The organism is Alkalicoccobacillus porphyridii (genome assembly GCF_007293315.1).
Lineage (GTDB): Bacteria > Bacillota > Bacilli > Bacillales > Bacillaceae_D > Alkalicoccobacillus > Alkalicoccobacillus porphyridii.
In genome coordinates, this window is record NZ_VLXZ01000002.1 from 112922 (window position 1) to 128610 (window position 15689).

16 protein-coding genes, 1 pseudogene and 1 riboswitch are annotated in these 15689 nt (G+C 41.1%); of the genes and pseudogenes, 5 read left to right on the forward strand and 12 right to left on the reverse strand.

The window, feature by feature from the left end; all coding sequences use genetic code 11:
• Nucleotides 1-3 precede the first annotated feature (3 nt).
• Nucleotides 4-414, forward strand: a complete 411-nt coding sequence (locus FN960_RS03860) for a hypothetical protein (protein ID WP_143847119.1) — start codon at nucleotides 4-6, stop codon at nucleotides 412-414.
• Nucleotides 415-472: 58 nt separating this feature from the next.
• Here FN960_RS03860 and FN960_RS03865 read toward each other — a convergent pair whose 3' ends face one another.
• From FN960_RS03865 to FN960_RS23325, 4 genes are all read right to left on the reverse strand, one after another.
• Entirely contained in the window at nucleotides 473-1813 is a 1341-nt protein-coding gene (locus FN960_RS03865) for a metal ABC transporter solute-binding protein, Zn/Mn family (protein ID WP_143847121.1), read from the reverse strand.
• Nucleotides 1814-1898: 85 nt separating this feature from the next.
• Nucleotides 1899-3191: an RNA polymerase factor sigma-54 gene (rpoN, locus tag FN960_RS03870; protein WP_143847123.1), complete on the reverse strand. Its 1293-nt coding sequence runs from the start codon at nucleotides 3189-3191 to the stop codon at nucleotides 1899-1901.
• A gap of 76 nt (nucleotides 3192-3267) precedes the next feature.
• Nucleotides 3268-4503, reverse strand: a complete 1236-nt coding sequence (locus FN960_RS03875) for an MFS transporter (protein WP_143847660.1) — start codon at nucleotides 4501-4503, stop codon at nucleotides 3268-3270.
• 188 nt (nucleotides 4504-4691) lie between these two features.
• Nucleotides 4692-4865 (reverse strand): hypothetical protein, encoded by a 174-nt coding sequence (locus tag FN960_RS23325; protein WP_306461600.1) that lies wholly within the window; start codon nucleotides 4863-4865, stop codon nucleotides 4692-4694.
• 336 nt (nucleotides 4866-5201) lie between these two features.
• Here FN960_RS23325 and FN960_RS03885 point away from each other — a divergent pair, with 336 nt between their 5' ends.
• The gene (locus tag FN960_RS03885; protein WP_260681913.1) at nucleotides 5202-6467 is read left to right on the forward strand and encodes an ABC transporter substrate-binding protein; all 1266 of its coding nucleotides are present in this window, start codon (nucleotides 5202-5204) and stop codon (nucleotides 6465-6467) included.
• 546 nt (nucleotides 6468-7013) lie between these two features.
• Here the strand turns inward: FN960_RS03885 and FN960_RS03890 are convergent.
• Together FN960_RS03890 and FN960_RS03895 are read right to left on the reverse strand one after the other, a co-directional pair.
• Nucleotides 7014-7676, reverse strand: a complete 663-nt coding sequence (locus tag FN960_RS03890) for a YIP1 family protein (RefSeq protein WP_143847127.1) — start codon at nucleotides 7674-7676, stop codon at nucleotides 7014-7016.
• A 30-nt stretch (nucleotides 7677-7706) separates the two neighbouring features.
• On the reverse strand, nucleotides 7707-8330 hold the full coding sequence (locus FN960_RS03895; protein WP_143847129.1) for a YIP1 family protein: 624 nt from the start codon (nucleotides 8328-8330) through the stop codon (nucleotides 7707-7709).
• Nucleotides 8331-8445: 115 nt separating this feature from the next.
• Between FN960_RS03895 and FN960_RS03900 the strand changes: the two genes are divergently transcribed.
• A complete protein-coding gene (locus tag FN960_RS03900; RefSeq protein WP_143847131.1) occupies nucleotides 8446-8607 on the forward strand; it encodes a DUF4021 domain-containing protein in 162 nt (53 codons plus the stop codon).
• Nucleotides 8608-8655: 48 nt separating this feature from the next.
• Here FN960_RS03900 and FN960_RS03905 read toward each other — a convergent pair whose 3' ends face one another.
• Both FN960_RS03905 and FN960_RS03910 read right to left on the reverse strand, forming a co-directional pair.
• Nucleotides 8656-8931, reverse strand: a complete 276-nt coding sequence (locus FN960_RS03905; RefSeq protein WP_260681914.1) for a hypothetical protein — start codon at nucleotides 8929-8931, stop codon at nucleotides 8656-8658.
• Nucleotides 8932-9091: 160 nt separating this feature from the next.
• A pseudogene (locus tag FN960_RS03910) lies at nucleotides 9092-9496 on the reverse strand (carbohydrate ABC transporter permease); the annotation flags it as partial.
• Nucleotides 9497-9598: 102 nt separating this feature from the next.
• Between FN960_RS03910 and FN960_RS03915 the strand changes: the two are divergent.
• Entirely contained in the window at nucleotides 9599-10366 is a 768-nt protein-coding gene (locus FN960_RS03915; protein WP_143847132.1) for a class I SAM-dependent methyltransferase, read from the forward strand.
• A 400-nt stretch (nucleotides 10367-10766) separates the two neighbouring features.
• On the opposite strand, the gene FN960_RS03920 is transcribed toward FN960_RS03915, so the two are convergent.
• The 4 genes from FN960_RS03920 to FN960_RS03935 form a co-directional block, all read right to left on the reverse strand.
• Nucleotides 10767-11372 carry a DUF4166 domain-containing protein gene (locus FN960_RS03920; protein ID WP_143847134.1) on the reverse strand — a complete coding sequence of 202 codons (606 nt, stop codon included), beginning with the start codon at nucleotides 11370-11372 and terminating at the stop codon, nucleotides 10767-10769.
• A 2-nt stretch (nucleotides 11373-11374) separates the two neighbouring features.
• Nucleotides 11375-12280 (reverse strand): DoxX-like family protein, encoded by a 906-nt coding sequence (locus tag FN960_RS03925; protein WP_143847136.1) that lies wholly within the window; start codon nucleotides 12278-12280, stop codon nucleotides 11375-11377.
• Nucleotides 12281-12350: 70 nt separating this feature from the next.
• A complete protein-coding gene (locus FN960_RS03930; RefSeq protein WP_143847138.1) occupies nucleotides 12351-12581 on the reverse strand; it encodes a hypothetical protein in 231 nt (76 codons plus the stop codon).
• Nucleotides 12582-12680: 99 nt separating this feature from the next.
• Entirely contained in the window at nucleotides 12681-14084 is a 1404-nt protein-coding gene (locus tag FN960_RS03935; RefSeq protein WP_143847140.1) for a hypothetical protein, read from the reverse strand.
• Between the two features lie 269 nt (nucleotides 14085-14353).
• On the opposite strand from FN960_RS03935, the gene FN960_RS03940 reads away from it, so the two are divergent.
• On the forward strand, nucleotides 14354-15514 hold the full coding sequence (locus FN960_RS03940) for a Gfo/Idh/MocA family protein (protein WP_143847142.1): 1161 nt from the start codon (nucleotides 14354-14356) through the stop codon (nucleotides 15512-15514).
• A gap of 57 nt (nucleotides 15515-15571) precedes the next feature.
• Nucleotides 15572-15675: riboswitch (SAM riboswitch) on the forward strand.
• The last annotated feature ends 14 nt before the right edge of the window (nucleotides 15676-15689 follow it).

Consider the following 15689-nt stretch of genomic DNA (forward strand, 5'->3'; position numbering starts at 1 on the left):
CAGATGAAAATAAGAATACACATTTTAATCGTTTTAATTAGCTGTGCTACATTATTTGGTTGCTCTACTGAAGGCGAGACAACAGAAACCGGTAACTCAGAAGAAATAACAACAGTCATAGACCATATTGATGCTGAAGAAGTACTAACTCTTTCCCCAGATGCCGATATTTTTCAATTCAATGCTGTCATTTATCAAACAAACATTGATTGGGTAGATGAATTAAGCTTATCCCCTCAAGATGTTGTTGGAGAAATACAAGCCCAAAACGAAACAAGCACAGATTTTGAAGATGAAATGGCTAATAAAATCCCAGTAGGAACTAAGATTTATTCGGCGAAGGACCACGGAGACATGTTAATGGTTGAGGTTGATGGTGAGTGGAGAAACTATTATGCGATTGTGGAAGGATAATGCTAATACCCTCAACACAGAAAAGCAGCGCCCTCCAAAAGGAGTCGCTGCTTTTACTTTATTCTGCTGATAAAACCGTCTTTAACGTTTCAACATTTTTATACATAAGCGAGAAGTAATCCTCGTCATTAGCTACGTCTTCGTCGGTTAATGCTTCGAGTGGATAAATGGTTAAAGCTTCTGCACCTATTTCCGTTTGGACGACTTCGGCTACAGCTGGCGTGATGTTTGGCTCAAACAGGACATACTGGAGCCCAAGCTCTTCTGCATGATCTACCGTTTGGACGAGCTGACTTTGTGAAGGCTCATTTGTTGGTGAAATGCCTGCGATGCCAATTTGGTTTATTCCGTAGCGGTTCTCCCAGTATCCGTACCCTGCATGTGAAACGATAAAGGTGTCAATCTCTGCGTTATCAGCTACTTCGTTAAATGCTGCATCTAGTTCTTCAAACTGGGTAACCAGGTTCTCGAAGTTCTCTGTAAAATAAGCTTCCTGCTCTGGCTTTAATTCAATCAACTGATCTTTAATATTCTCAGCAAGTTCAATAGACAAAACAGGATCAAGCCATACATGGGGATCAAATTCACCGTGACTGTGTCCATGATCATCGTCATCGTGATCGTCAACGTTAATGGTCACGGGGGCAGATTGTGCTAATACTTCATGATCTTCGCCAAAAAGCTTTGCGATGATTTGTTGACCATCCTCAGCAATCCCTTCATATTGTGCTGTACCGTTATCTGGCACAGCCTCCCAAGCTGTCTCATCCTCTGCATTTGCACCTGGTGCTAATGTGTACCAGTGCCAATCATCCGAGGTCACATCATTTGGAGCTGTAGCAGTTAAATGAACATGATCGCCTGAGTGGTAATGATCAGAGTGACCATCTATTTCTATTGTCTCTGGAGCTTCCCCACCATGATCGTGGTCTTCGTGCTCTTCACCATGGTCATGGTCGTGCTCATGACCATGATCTTCTTCCTCATCGTGTGAATGGTCATGTCCCTCCTCAGAATCATGGTCGTGGTCATGGCTATCAGCAATGAGTTCTACACCATTGGTCGCCTCAAGGACTGCCACGTCCTCATCTAATACATTTACCACCTTTTCAGCAAAGGCTTCCATACCCGCTCCACTATAGAAAAAGGCGTCTGCACTTGCTGCCTTCACCATTTCTGATGGCGTTGGTTCATATGTATGAGCGTCAGAGCCAACTGGCACCATATTCGTCACCTCTACATAGTCACCACCGATTTTTTTTGTCCAATCTTCTATTGGAAAGATCGTTGTGTAGATCTCTAGTGTGTCTTTTTCTTCTGCTTCGTCTCCCGTTCCAGCTGAGCATGCATTCAAAAATAACAATGCTGCACCCGCCATCGCTAAACCTTTTTTCATCATCCGACTCCTTTTTCGTAATAATTACGATCTGTGTATAGGAGTCAGTATATCGGAATGATTCTTATTTGTAAATCATTTATGCATTTTATTTATATCTCTTTCTTTTAGGTGAAGAGTATATTCCAAGCTCCCCTCTATATTTGGCTATCGCTCGTCGTGATAGTTCTACTCCTTTCTCTTGATACATTTGAACCAAATCTTGATCTGAATAAGGCTGTTGTTTATTTTCCGACTCAATAAATTCTTTGAGCCATGTTTTTAATGTGTCTTTAGATTTGGATTGATGTCCAGCTGACAGTAATGACTTAAGCTCTACCAATCCCCGAGGCGTCTGAGCATATTTATTGGTTGTAGCCCTGCTGACCGTTGATTCGTGTACCCCTATGGATTCAGCAATCTCTTTTAATGTAAGCGGATTCATTTTACCGTGTTTTGTTGTCAAAAAATCCTTTTGATGTGTAGCAATCACCTTGGCTACTCGATAAATCGTTTGTTGTCTTTGTGTCAGACTTTGAATTAACCATTCGGCTTCTTTAAGCTTTTGTTTAGCGTAATGGACGTGCTCATGAATATCGCAGGTTAATAGCTGATGCTTATATTCAAGATGAATCTGAACGTTGCCGAGTAACGAATCCTGTATTTTTATTACTGGTTCCTCATTCGTTCCAATTTCTATCATAACGTCTGCCTCAATAAAATGTGGAAGCTCCTTAGAAAAGCTCTTTCCTGGATGGGGATCAAGTTGGCTAATTAAATCGTGAACCTTTTGAATGTCAGAAAGCTCGGCCTCACAAAGCCTAGCAATCTCCTTCCACCTTCTTGATGCTAGTCGTTCCATATGATTCAAAACAACTTCCTCAGCGAGCGCGGACCACTTAGGATGTTTCTTTAGCTGGAGCAGCAAGCATTCCTTCATGCTTCTTGCTCCTACCCCTGTGGGTTCCAAATCCTGGAGCAGGCGAATATACGATTCTCCTAGCTGCAAGGAAATTCCTCTTTCATCGCAGAGCTCCTCTAACGAAACTGTTAAATACCCATCTTCATTTAATGAATGGATAAAATAAATGAGGTGGTTACGATCACGTAATGGTTGATTCATATAAGAGACTTGTTCAGTTAAGATGTCATAAATGCTTTTTGTATCAGAATGATTTTCAAGAGCGCGATGCTTAGCATCCGTTGAAATCTTTTGGGGTGATTGAAATAGTGGCTGAGCGAATGCCGACTCGCTTAGTTCAATAAGTGGGTTATCAAGTGCTTGCTCCTTCAAAAATTCTCTTAGATCAGCAGTAGAATATTGAAGCACTTGAATCGCCTGTTTCAGTTCCTGAGTCATCAAAAATTGAGTATGTTGTTGTTGATACACGCCCATTTCCATAAGTTAATCCCCCCTCTACACTTATCATAGCATATGGAGAAATTCACTGAATAAGCCGAAAGATTGAGATCTCAGATTATTCGCTAACCATGCCTGCTTCCTGTTTTGTTTCCGGTACGAAGGCTAAGATCACTCCACCAATAATAAATAAAACAACCAGACTGAGTACACCCGTACTTGTACTCCCTGTGATTTGAGCGGTCACAGCAACAAGAAGGGGTCCCATCACGGCTGCAAACTTACCAAAGATATTATAAAATCCAAAAAATTCGTTAGCCTGATCTTTGGGAATAAGCTTAGCAAAGTAGGATCTGCTGAGTGCTTGTAAGCCGCCTTGCGAGGTAGCGACCAGCATAGCCAAAATCCAGAAATCGATGGTGGTCTTTAGAAAATAGGCATAGATACACACAATGATATACACACCTATGCCAACGTATAGCATCTTTTTGCCTGTAAACCGCTCAGCTAATCTCCCATAAAGAATAGCAAATGGCGCAGCGACAACCTGAGTTAAAAACAAGATAAGCAATAGGCTAGTAGAAGAAATACCTAAATCTGTGCCGTAAGCAGTAGACATCTTGATAATGGTTCCGACGCCATCAATATAAAAGAAATAAGCAATCAAAAATAAAAATAATGGTTTGTAGAGACGAATTTTCTTTAATGTTCCACCAAGGCGTTTAAAGCTATTCGTTATAGGTTTTTTTTCACGTGTAATAAAGTATATTTGATGAACATGCTTCAGCATAGGTATCGTAAAAACCGCCCACCAAATGGCTGTGATGACAAATGAAATCTGACTAGCAGCTGTGACTGATAAAGGCAGAATCTCCATTTGCGAGAGCATAATAATGGCTATACAAACTAGAAACGGTATGGCACTACCGATGTAGCCCCAGCCATACCCTCTTGCTGATAAATCATCCATCTTGTCTTCCCTCGTGACGTCCACCAAGAACGCATCATAAAACACATTTGCACCAGCAAAGCCAATAGCAGTAATCGTATATAGAGCTAGAAGTACAAGCCAGCTATCATAAGGGACCGCAGCCAGTAGCCCGGTTGAAACCACTCCAATGACAAAAAAGAACGCAAAGAACTTTTTCTTTAACCCCTCATAATCTGCAATCGTGCCAAGAATAGGACTGAGCATAGCCAATATAAAGGTGGCAATTGCAATTGTATAGCCAAGATAGGCTGTTGAATCCACACCATCCACTCCAGCAGCATCCGCACTCGCTTTATAAAAAATAGGAAAAATAGCTGTTGAAATAATGACAGAATAAGCTGAATTAGCCCAATCATAAAGCATCCAACCGCTTTCTGCTTTGCTGAATCTCTTCAATCAAAAACACCTCCTTATAATATTGTACAGTAGAGGTTTGAAGATTAGCATAGTTGTACAAAAATTTTACAATATGTAAACACAACGAAGAGCCAAACCCTTGTGGATTCAGCTCTTAGACTACACTTTAGAAATACAATCTGTTTTGCACGTTGCTATGATTTACTTAGAGCCTCGTCCTTTTGACGATAGGCAAGTATAGCTGTTCTTAATCCGGCATAGCTACCAACTGCTGCATTCCCATAAAAGAACCCCATAAATACTCCTGCTGGCCAGTCGTTTGGATGACTGATGAATATGGAAATGAAAAGTCCTAGGGCATTAGCCAAGGTTGGAATCCAACTATGCGGAATTTTCGTAAACCATTTGACGAGTTCGCATAAGACGATAATGGATGGAACTGCAATGACCGCGTCCCAGATATTCGTATGAATAGTTGGTAAGTCTATAACGACCCCTCCTCCTTTTCCTCATCAAACTAATTAATTCTAAGTTGCTCTTTAGAAGATGGCTTTATTCATTCTTCATTCTTGTGAGAATATTAAACGTCTTTTCCACTAGGTAGTGACAATTATGAAAGTGAGAGAACTCTATTTTTTTTATAATAAAACAATCATATATCTCGAAAAATGAAAGCGCTTTATTATAATTAGAGGAGGGTCTTTTTGAAAAATAAAAAAATCATGACACTCGTTGGATGCATTTGCACTTTGACGCTAGCAGCGTGTAGCTCTTCTAGTTCAGGTGAAGATAAGGACATTCATCTTTCATTTTCTGCATGGGGGAACCCACAGGAAATGCTGGTGTATGAAAGGGCCGTAGACTCTTTTAATGAACAGCACGACGATATTCATGTCGAATTTAATGGAATTGGCGGGGACTACTTTCAAACATTAACAACTAGACTTCAAGGAGGGCAAGCTCCTGATTTGTTTTATTTGTCTGCTGGAGATATCTCTACACTTATTCAAAATGGCACCATCGCTCCAGTAAGTGAGTTTCTTGAATCCGATGAATCCTATGTACGGTTTGATGATTTCGCCGGAGACATTTGGGGACCGACGATGAAGGATGAACAAATATTCGGATTACCCGTTGATACCAACCCTTACCTTTTCTATTATAATAAGAGCCTGCTTGAAGAGGTAGGGGCCACATCTCCCCAAGAGTACTTTGATAAAGGTGAATGGAACTGGGATGCCGTTGAAGAAATAACTGATAAACTAAAAGAAGCTGGGAAATACGGCTTTGTGCAAGGCAATTCTCATGAAGTAGTTTTAAATTGGATTTGGACAAATGGTGGGAAATTCTCGGATGGAGAAACTATTGTAGCAGATAACGATGAAAAAACACTTGAAGCGTACGAATTTATTTCTAGAATGGTGAGTGAAGGAAATTTCGTCTTCAGTGGAACCCTTCCAGAAGGGCAGGGAACGGAGGCCCTATTTATGTCTAGCCAGGTTGGACTCGTAGGAGCAGGCAGATGGCTTACTCCAATGTTTTTGGAAACCGACTTAGACTTTGATTATATCCCTTGGCCTAGTAATACTGATAACGAAATCGAGACGGCCCATTTAGGCATGGGGTATCTAGCAGTTAATGCTAATACAGAGCACCTCGAAGCAGCTCAGTTATTTCAATCGTATTATGTCTCAAGAGAGGGACAAGAAATTAGACTGACCGCCGAAGGAAATGCCATTCCCTCTGTGACGGGCATAGATGAACTAGTACTAGAAGGACAAGAGCCTGAACACATTTATTACTTAGTTGATGCGCGCGAGGTTGGGCGTGTAGCAGATTACGAGAATACCGCCGCAGGTCTGCCAACTGAGCTTGCTGATTTGTATGAACTTATGTTCTTAGGGGATTTGACTGCAGAAGAAACGGTAACCAGAGCCGCAGAGCTTTCTAGAGAAATGCTTGAGGAATAAAGAAATGAGATTGGGACATAAGTGTTTTTATCTCATGGGTGCGCGAACAATTATGTTGACTTAACATATAATCGTTGGGACTTCTTTTTTAAAGGGGAGAGTTAGGCTCCGCTTCGGAAATACACTTCACTTTCCGGGGCGGCTGTTAAGTCCCCTTGTGCTGACTTTTAAAAGTTGATCAATATTTACTGTCATTTGTAGCTTAATCTTCATATTCTTAATGCCCCCCACCCACCTAGCAGACGAAAATGGAGGGCCGACACCTGCGGGATATAAAGGTTCAATGAGATAAATCGACGGAGTCGGGTTAGCTCATTACCTTTCCGCGGTAAGCGTGCCCCCATTTTCGGGAGCGGCAGCCGAAGAACGATACTCAGAGACCCTCCCATTCCTCCATGTATTTATACAAGCAACGTGTATCTCCGAAGCGAGATCCACCCTCTTTTATTTTTATACAATCAAAAAGCTGAACAATGAATGGAGAGCCTCCAACATTCTTCAGCTTTTATAATAGTTATAATACGTCTGTTCCAGCCGCTTCCTAAACTAAAAAGCAAAAACCGCGGTAAATAAAAGAACGATGAAAACAAGTGGTATAAATATTAGGGCCACAATAATGATGGTCATCAAAAGTGACATCCAAGCAGAAAAGTTATGTGCTTCACCTATTGATTTCAAATATATAACAAATACCCAAATAGAAACGATAAAGTACGGAATAACAAGGATAGAGTTCATGCCTGAGGAAAGTGATTCAATGAATCCTACTATTTCTCTAGGCTCTGTTCGTGCTGCTGGACTTATAAAATACTCATCACCACGCAAGAGGAAGTCAATAAAACTAATAAATAACGTAGCTAAGCTCGGAATCATCCAGCCTCTCATCGTAGCTACCCTTAGATCGGCTGCCCTTCCGTTTCCGCCAATCCAGCGTCCTACTACAGCACTAATCCAAGAACTCAAATAAAGCATGATGAGACTTGCAATTGGACCCACAATTAAACTGATTCCAATGATGAATCCATAATTCACATCAAAATGGTTTAGTTCATAGCTTGTAAACAAAGTTGGAATTCCGATGAGTAAAGCTAAAAGAATGAAATGCCTTTCCCGATCAGACTTTTCTAGTTCTTGTCTAATAACAGCTCTAGGTTTAATCCAAATGTAAAGCCAAGGGTTTAATTGTTCCGAGCGCTGATTTTCATCCATTTTCTTCACTCCTTAAATGAGTCCGTTTACTTACAGGATAGTTAAGATTAGATATAAAGGTAGTGCGATGATTGCAATGGAAATAATATGGACGAGTAACGCTTTCCAAGCAGAGAAACCATGCGCCTCACCTACAGCGTTAAATCGTAGTACTAAAAGCCAGACTGAAGCTACAAAAATGAGAGTAGTAAGTACTGGCGTGTCTTCCACACCTTGATATAGTTGCGTTAATCCAATTTGGCCATCTTCATACAAAGCATATTGGCTAACAAAGTAACGTTCTCCTTGTATGTACATCTCAATGAATTGAAACAGAATAATAACAAGCGAAGGCAGAATAACACCACGCATATTGGCCACACGCAGATCACTTGGGGTCCCTTCTCCACCTATCCACTTTCCTATAACCGAAACCCACCATGATTCTAGGTAGAATAGGATTGGCCCTAAGATCGCCCCTCCTAAAACTGAAATGGTGAGTACTCTCCACATATCAACACTTACATGATTCTGTTCATATCGAGTGAGAAAAACGAGCATGCCAATCATTACTGCGAATACAATAAAATATTTCTCCCGATTCTCGCGCTCAAGCTGCTGCCTAACAACTTCCTTTGGCTGAATCCAAACATGAATCCAAGGGTTTAGCATCATAGGTGTTCTCCTCCAGTCGCTGATATCCCACTTATACCCTTTTTTCTCAGATTAAACCTAGAATTATACATAATTCAATAGGATTCGGCGATCCTAGTTTTAGGTGGTGATATGAATGAGGGATCAAAAAAAAGAACACGAAGATCAAGCAAAGAATGAAAAACAAAGCGATCACGAAACAAATGTAGTTGATCTTGACCCTGAAGAACAAGCAATGAACGGGAATTACGGCATGCCAGAAACAGAGTCTGAAAATGAACAACACAATAAAGAGTAATCCCCCCAAAAATATAAGAGCGTTCCTCTAAGGATCGCTCTTTATGGGTTAGTACACCTGAGGTTGGTCTGCTAATCTTATCGCTTTATTCTTTGCCAGATAGATAACAAAAGCGATGAGAAAGAGCAAGAATCCAAGGATATCCATAGAAAACAACAAAATCATCCCCCACACAGCGATCCAGATCATAATGCCTTTTTGAATCGAATGGTCTTTCATTTTTACTGCAAGAAAGAAGGTAATAATAGCTCCAATGAGAGTAAAAATGCCAAACAGTAATATAACCTGCAAAACATTATTAACCATCTGAGACCCAGCTAGCATTGTTTGAAGCTCTTGGCTAGCAAGTCTTGCTTCTCCTTGACGATCGAACTAACTATAATAGCTGAAGATGGTGAGCAAGGCCGTTATCATATTCCATAACGATCCTGCGTAAGCAAAGACCTTTCCGATTTCCTCTTTATCATGAGTTCTCCCATTGCTATCATTCCTTAATCCCTGAATTTAGCTTAATAGCAGTCACAAAATATTTTTGTGCAAAGAAGAAAAGCATGAGAGTTGGAATAATGGCGAGGATCGCAGACCCCATCAACTGCCCGATCATTCGATAGTTGCCATAGACATCCTGCAATAACAAAAGCCCTGCAGTGACTGGCATTTTTTGATCTGTATAGACAATAACTGGCCATAAGAAATCGTTCCATGAGCCAACAAATGAAAATAAACCACAAACTATCAAAACCGGTGTGATTAATGGCAGGATAATTCTAAAGAAAATGACAAAGTCACTGGCACCATTCACCTTAGCGGATTCATCTAATTCAGTTGGTATTCCCTTCATAAATTGTCTCATAAGAAATATGTTTCCCATCCCTGCTAGTCCTGGAACATGAAAAGTGGACAAATTATTTGTACGTATATTAGTGGATAAGCAACACTCTTGCAGAAGCATGGTAAGATGGGTTTTAACAAATCTTAAAAGGGGTGTGCTATGACTCAGACTACTGATAGCTGGAATGCACAAGCCTATGATGGCAAGCATTCATTTGTATCAAATTATGGCCATGCATTATTGGATATGTTAAATCCATTAGAAGGAGAAACCATTTTAGATCTAGGCTGTGGAACTGGAGATTTAGCTACTAAAATAGCTCAATCCGGGGCTAAGGTAACTGGCGTTGATCAATCTCCTGCTATGGTTCAGCAAGCGCAATCAAAATATCCAGATCTCTCTTTTCACGTCCTGAATGCAACAAAGCTCCCCTATCAAGATGAATACGATGCCATCTTTTCTAACGCGGTGCTTCATTGGGTCAAGCCGCCCGAGCAAGCACTATCAACCATTTTTCAAAGCCTAAAATCACAAGGACGCTTTGTAGCTGAATTCGGGGGACAAGGAAACGTAAAACAGATTACGGATGAACTGTTTAAGCAATTAAAACAAAGCAATGTTCCTAGCGCTCACCTAGAATTTCCTTGGTACTTTCCTAGCATTGCAGAATATACGAGTTTAATGGAGATGGCAGGCTTTCGTGTCATCCTAGCTCAGCATTTTGATCGACCGACTCCGTTAGAAGGAGAGGACGGCTTACGTAACTGGATTCTAATGTTTGGTAGCAGCCTCTTTGAAGGAATGTCTGAGTCTAGTCGCGATACGATTATTTTGAATATTGAGAAGGCATTAAAGGACTCTATGTATCAGGTAGGGAAATGGATAGCTGATTATAAGCGGATACGTGTTGTGGGGGTAAAACCTTAAAGGATAGATGGCAGTGTATTTTTGGAGTTGGCGTGTTAGCAAGAAGAATGGGTCTCTCGCCAACGTGTTCATGTCTTTTCCAAGAGGTCCGGGGGGTTACCAAGATGGATGGTACTCTTACCAAGCAGTTTCGTGCCTTTACCAAGATGACTGAGGCGTTACCAAGATGTCCCAGGGGTTACCAAGATGGATGCTCCTCTTGCCAAGATGTTTCGTGCCTTTACCAAGATGTCCTGGGGGTTACCAAAAAGAATTGCTTTCTTACCAAGATGTTTCGTGCCTTTACCAAGATCGATGCTCCTCTTACCAAGGTGTTTCGTGCCTTTACCAAGATGACTGGGGCGTTACCAAGAAGACTAGCGCCTTCAAGAGGAACGGATTTTCATCCGTTCCTCTCCATTCACACCTCGCTAAAACACCCTTCATACTGCATAATCATTCCAATCAATTGATTTGATATTCGAACTGAGATGGTAAAAACCCCCTCCTTATCATCAAATGCTTCCACTACATGCACGTTTCCGTACAAGCTTTTAGGTATTGGAATTTCTACTCTCCCCAAAACCAGTCTCTGCCTTCCCGAGCGCACTGACAGGCTACCATCGTTGTTCACTTGAAAAAATAAGTCAGAATAAAATAAGCTTGGATCCCCTAAATAGTCACTGACTCTGCTATTCTCCGTATCTATGGTCATTCTTGCAGAGAAATGCCTTGTTACATTAGGAAAATGAAAGATTCGATTCCAATGGACCTCTTCGCTTCCGTCTGAATGACTCATCACACGATTTACTATTTTAAATGGAATGTCGTCACCACTTTCAGGAAAAAGAAAGTTCCACCTTGTAGCTACTATTAAAAATGGATACATCCATTTCTTGCCGGTCCGAATTTTTTTCATGACTCCCTCTGCTTGGAATTCTCTTTCAAAAGAAAAGTGATACCGCTCCTGAAGCTTTGGGTGTAATTGATTATATGTGTCTCCTAACACCTTTTTATAAATGGACATCGCTAACCCCTTTGACGCTTACAGCTTTTTGCTGATGGAATATCCTTTGAATGATAAAAACCAATCACCGATAATACCGTTAATGCCAGATTAAATGTGATCGGATTAAATGGAGCTGATGCTAACTCCGGCATGATAAAAGCGGACGTGATTGTCAGTATAGGAAACCCGATGATCTGAAGCAGAAATAATTGCCTTTTATTACGATATAGAAGCCAAATGACCGCTATGAATAGCTCAAATATCCCTAGAATGTTCACAGCTATGATTGCTACTTCACTTGAAGAGCCTAATGCTCTTTGCATCATCATGACTTCTTCTGGATGTACGGCTATGAGCTTTGGTACCAGTCCATGATAAAGCCAAATAAAGCAAAAGAAGAACACCATAAGCCAGGTACTAAAAAAACGTAGAAACTGAGACGAAGGGGCTTCTCCCCTCTCTAATACCCTTTTTAATACATCAAAGCTAAGTGCTGTAGCCCAGCCAATCATTGGACGAAACCCGATCCGGTCAATGAAGCGACCAACTGCCCCGTACCGAACATCATAATCATATTGAGTTAGAAAAAGGGTCTGTTCTTCCTGCTGATGATATTTCCAATAGCCTCTTCCCTCACGAATTAAGGACCGCATCTGGTCTGTGCCAAAGCGTAATGAAGACGTTTTTGATCCGTCTTTTAAATCATGGGAACCAATGCTTTCACCCCACCCAGCGATCGTAAGACCCAATCCAATGTTTGTCTGATAAAGGAAGGATTGAGGCTCTCCCTCGCTTTTTGGAAGATAGGTAATCGAGGAAAACCTCAAATCCCATTCTTGATGCTTTACTGGGTCTTGCGTGGCATGCCATACTTCCTCAAGAGGGGCATAGATCGGTATCTCCACGTATATGGGTTGTTGTTTCATTCACTTTAGCCTCCATGTCGTTCTCTTTCGTAAGAAAAACCACCGAGCTCGCTTCTCAGTGGTCCTTCAATCAAACAGCCTCCATAGTCCTTTTCCCAATTTGACTTGATATTAGAAATGCTAAGATTGCAGAGAATAAAGCGAACACAAATGGTGTTGAAACGCCTCCAAACGATACTGCTGTCTGCTCGCCTCCTACGATTGAAGGTGCATACATCATTGTTAGTATGTATCCTGATATCCATTGAACAGCTAAATAAAAGATGGAGAAGCTCCCTACAAAAATGATCATTTTTTTCATATCCATCACCTCTAGTCATTTGTTACGCACGAGGGGACATTAGGTTTCAAAAGCTGCAAAAAGCTTGCCAACCCTTGTAGTTGACAAGCTCTGCTTTTATTAATACGGGCTAATAAACCCATTAATATACTCTGAGTGATCAAACAGGATATAGGATCCGCCAGCACGAACGACTTCTACTGTAATATCCCTGGCTTCATTGAGTGATGGCCCTTCGCCATAAAGTCTATCTAGCGCATCGATGATTGCATCAGCCATCTCGTCGCCCTCTGTCTCCTCGTTCAGGTTTCCATTCATCACTTGTTCTGTGAGTAAGAGGTCTAGTTCTCGCTCAATCTCAGCCTGATTAATACCCTGAACATTCACCGTAACCTGGAATGTATCCTCTGCTACAGCTTTTGAATCAACAATCATATACTCAGATTGGGAATATCCTTGTACATAGGCTTCAGTAAGCTCTAACACTTTTTCATCTGACATACCAAGCTCTCCCGTTCCGAAACCAAAGGCCATCGCAAATTCTTCGAGAAATGATTGCTGTTCAGCTTCTCCCGATTCTCTTTTTTCTTCCTCAGAGCCAATAGGAGCGCGCTCTACATACTCATCTACATTCTGATAAATGTTAGCTTGAATGACAGCATCTACATATTGAAATGCTTCGTCTTCATATCGCGTTTGCTCGTCGTACGTCAAACCATCTACCGCCATTTCATCCACATCAGGTTTTTCAATGGCAATCTCTTCGTTTGTACTTGCATAGAGATAGGTGGCGTCTGCATCAAATCCACGATCAAAACCGTCCACATCCACTTCAAAAGAGGAGCGTAACTCATAGCCTTTAACTAAGAAGCTTTCCTTATCAATATCAAATGAGAGGCGAAACGTATCAACAGACGTATCTGCTGATGAGATGTCATCTACCTCATAGCCGCCTAGTTGCAAGGATGAAGCGATCGGAAGAACACCGAAGCCTTCCACAAGTAACTCATAATCCTCTTCTTCACCTATATACGTAAGTACATAAATCGCATCGCGCTCACTTAATTCGAATTTATCGTAAAAGTCCGGATCAAACTCTTTGTAATAAGAAAAAGGATTTTGATGTTCATTTGTTTTGGTTTCAATGTATCTCTCTTTCAAAGCTTCCTCATTCGGGGTAAATTGAGCGTAATCACTGATTAACATGATATCCTCAGTGTCATTATATATTTTTTCATCGCCACGCTCGCTCTCATAATAAGCAATGCCTTCATCAAACTGATATGAGAGAACACCCTCAATATTTATTCCGAAATGATCCATTTCTTTAACAGATACCTCGGCGGAACTAAGATTATTATGAGCTTCCTCTGCTCGTTCTAACACGGAAACGGCCGTTAACTCCTCCTGTTCTTCTTGTTCACCCGAATCACCTTCCTCCGCTTCAGCTTCATTGCCACCTGTACCCTGACTGCATGCTGCCAGAAGACTCACACTCAACATTCCGATCAAGAATTTTTTCATCCTAGCCTCTCCTTTTTTTCTAATTTAGAAAATCAACCATAGATTTACTTTTTTTACTAAGGTTTAGTTACCCTATCCATTACTTTCTAACCCTCTTATTGGGAAAAATATAAAAAAACTGGTCTTATTTACGCATTTGACTCTGGTTGGTGTATGCTTCAATTCATTAATACGTGACTTAAGAAGTTTATTTTTTGTATTGACTTCTTCTAAAACCAACATTACGATTCAACTAATAATGAAAACGCTTTTATTCTGAGGAGGCTTGTATGATAAACGTTGCAATTGTTGGTGTTGGTGCCATTAGCCCTGCACATATTGAAGCCTATAAGAAATTTGAGGAACTGTGCCAAATTACTACTTTATGCGATATTGATTTAGAAAAAGCAAGGGAAAAAAGTAAAAGCTATAACCTGCGAACAGTTCCTGTCTTCAAGGATTTTGATCAAATTTGTGAGGATCCTGATATCGATTTAGTTTCTATCTGTACACCGCCATCGACACATGCTTATATTGCGATCAGACTATTAAAAGCAGGAAAACATGTTCTCATTGAAAAACCAATGGCATCTTCGCTTGAAGAATGTGATGAGATTAACAAGGTGGCAGCTGAGGAAAATCGAATCGTTTCTGTCATTGCCCAAAACCGCTTTTTCACGCCGATGATGAAGGTTAAACAAGTTCTTGATCAAAAGCTGATTGGAAAGGTTGTCCACAGTCAGGTCGACTCTTACTGGTGGAGGGGAAGCTGCTACTACGATCTTTGGTGGAGAGGCACGTGGGAAAAAGAAGGCGGCGGCTGCACTTTGAATCATGCCGTACATCATATCGACATTCTGCAATGGATGAATGGAATGCCACAAGAGGTCACAGCTGTTATGAGTAATACCTCTCATGATAACGCTGAGGTCGAGGACATTTCGGTTGCTATTCTAAAGTATGCTGATGGAACGATGGCCCAAGTTACAAGCTCTGTCATTCATCACGGCGAGGAACAGCAGCTTATCTTCCAAGGCGAAAAAGCACGTGTCTCGGTTCCATGGAAGGTCTATGCCTCCACTTCGACCGAAAACGGGTTTCCATCAAAAGATCACTCAACCGAGCAAACACTGGAACAGACCTATAACAACCTGCCCAGTCTGAATCATGAAGGACATGGGGGCCAGATTTATGATGTACTCACCGCCATTAAGGAAAACAAACCGGTGCTTGTTGATGGAATTCAAGGCAGACAAACATTAGAGCTGATAACAGCTATCTATAAATCTGCCAGTGAAAAAACAACCGTATCCTTGCCACTCGATGCCTCAGATCATTTCTATAGCAAAGAAGGCATTATGGAACACACCATTTATTTTAATGAAAAAACCTATCAGGTGGAGGAGTTTGGTACAGAGCGAATCACAACTGGGGGAGAATATAGTAGCTAGTTTGCTATTGACACAAGTCTATGAAAACCATATAGTTAGTCTAATAATTGAATAGTTTTCTTATCCAGAGAGGTGGAGGGACTGGCCCTTTGAAACCTCGGCAACAGACTTATTTAAGAACTGTGCCAACTCCTGTGGTAGTCATACCATGAAGATAAGAAGAGCAGGTTATCAT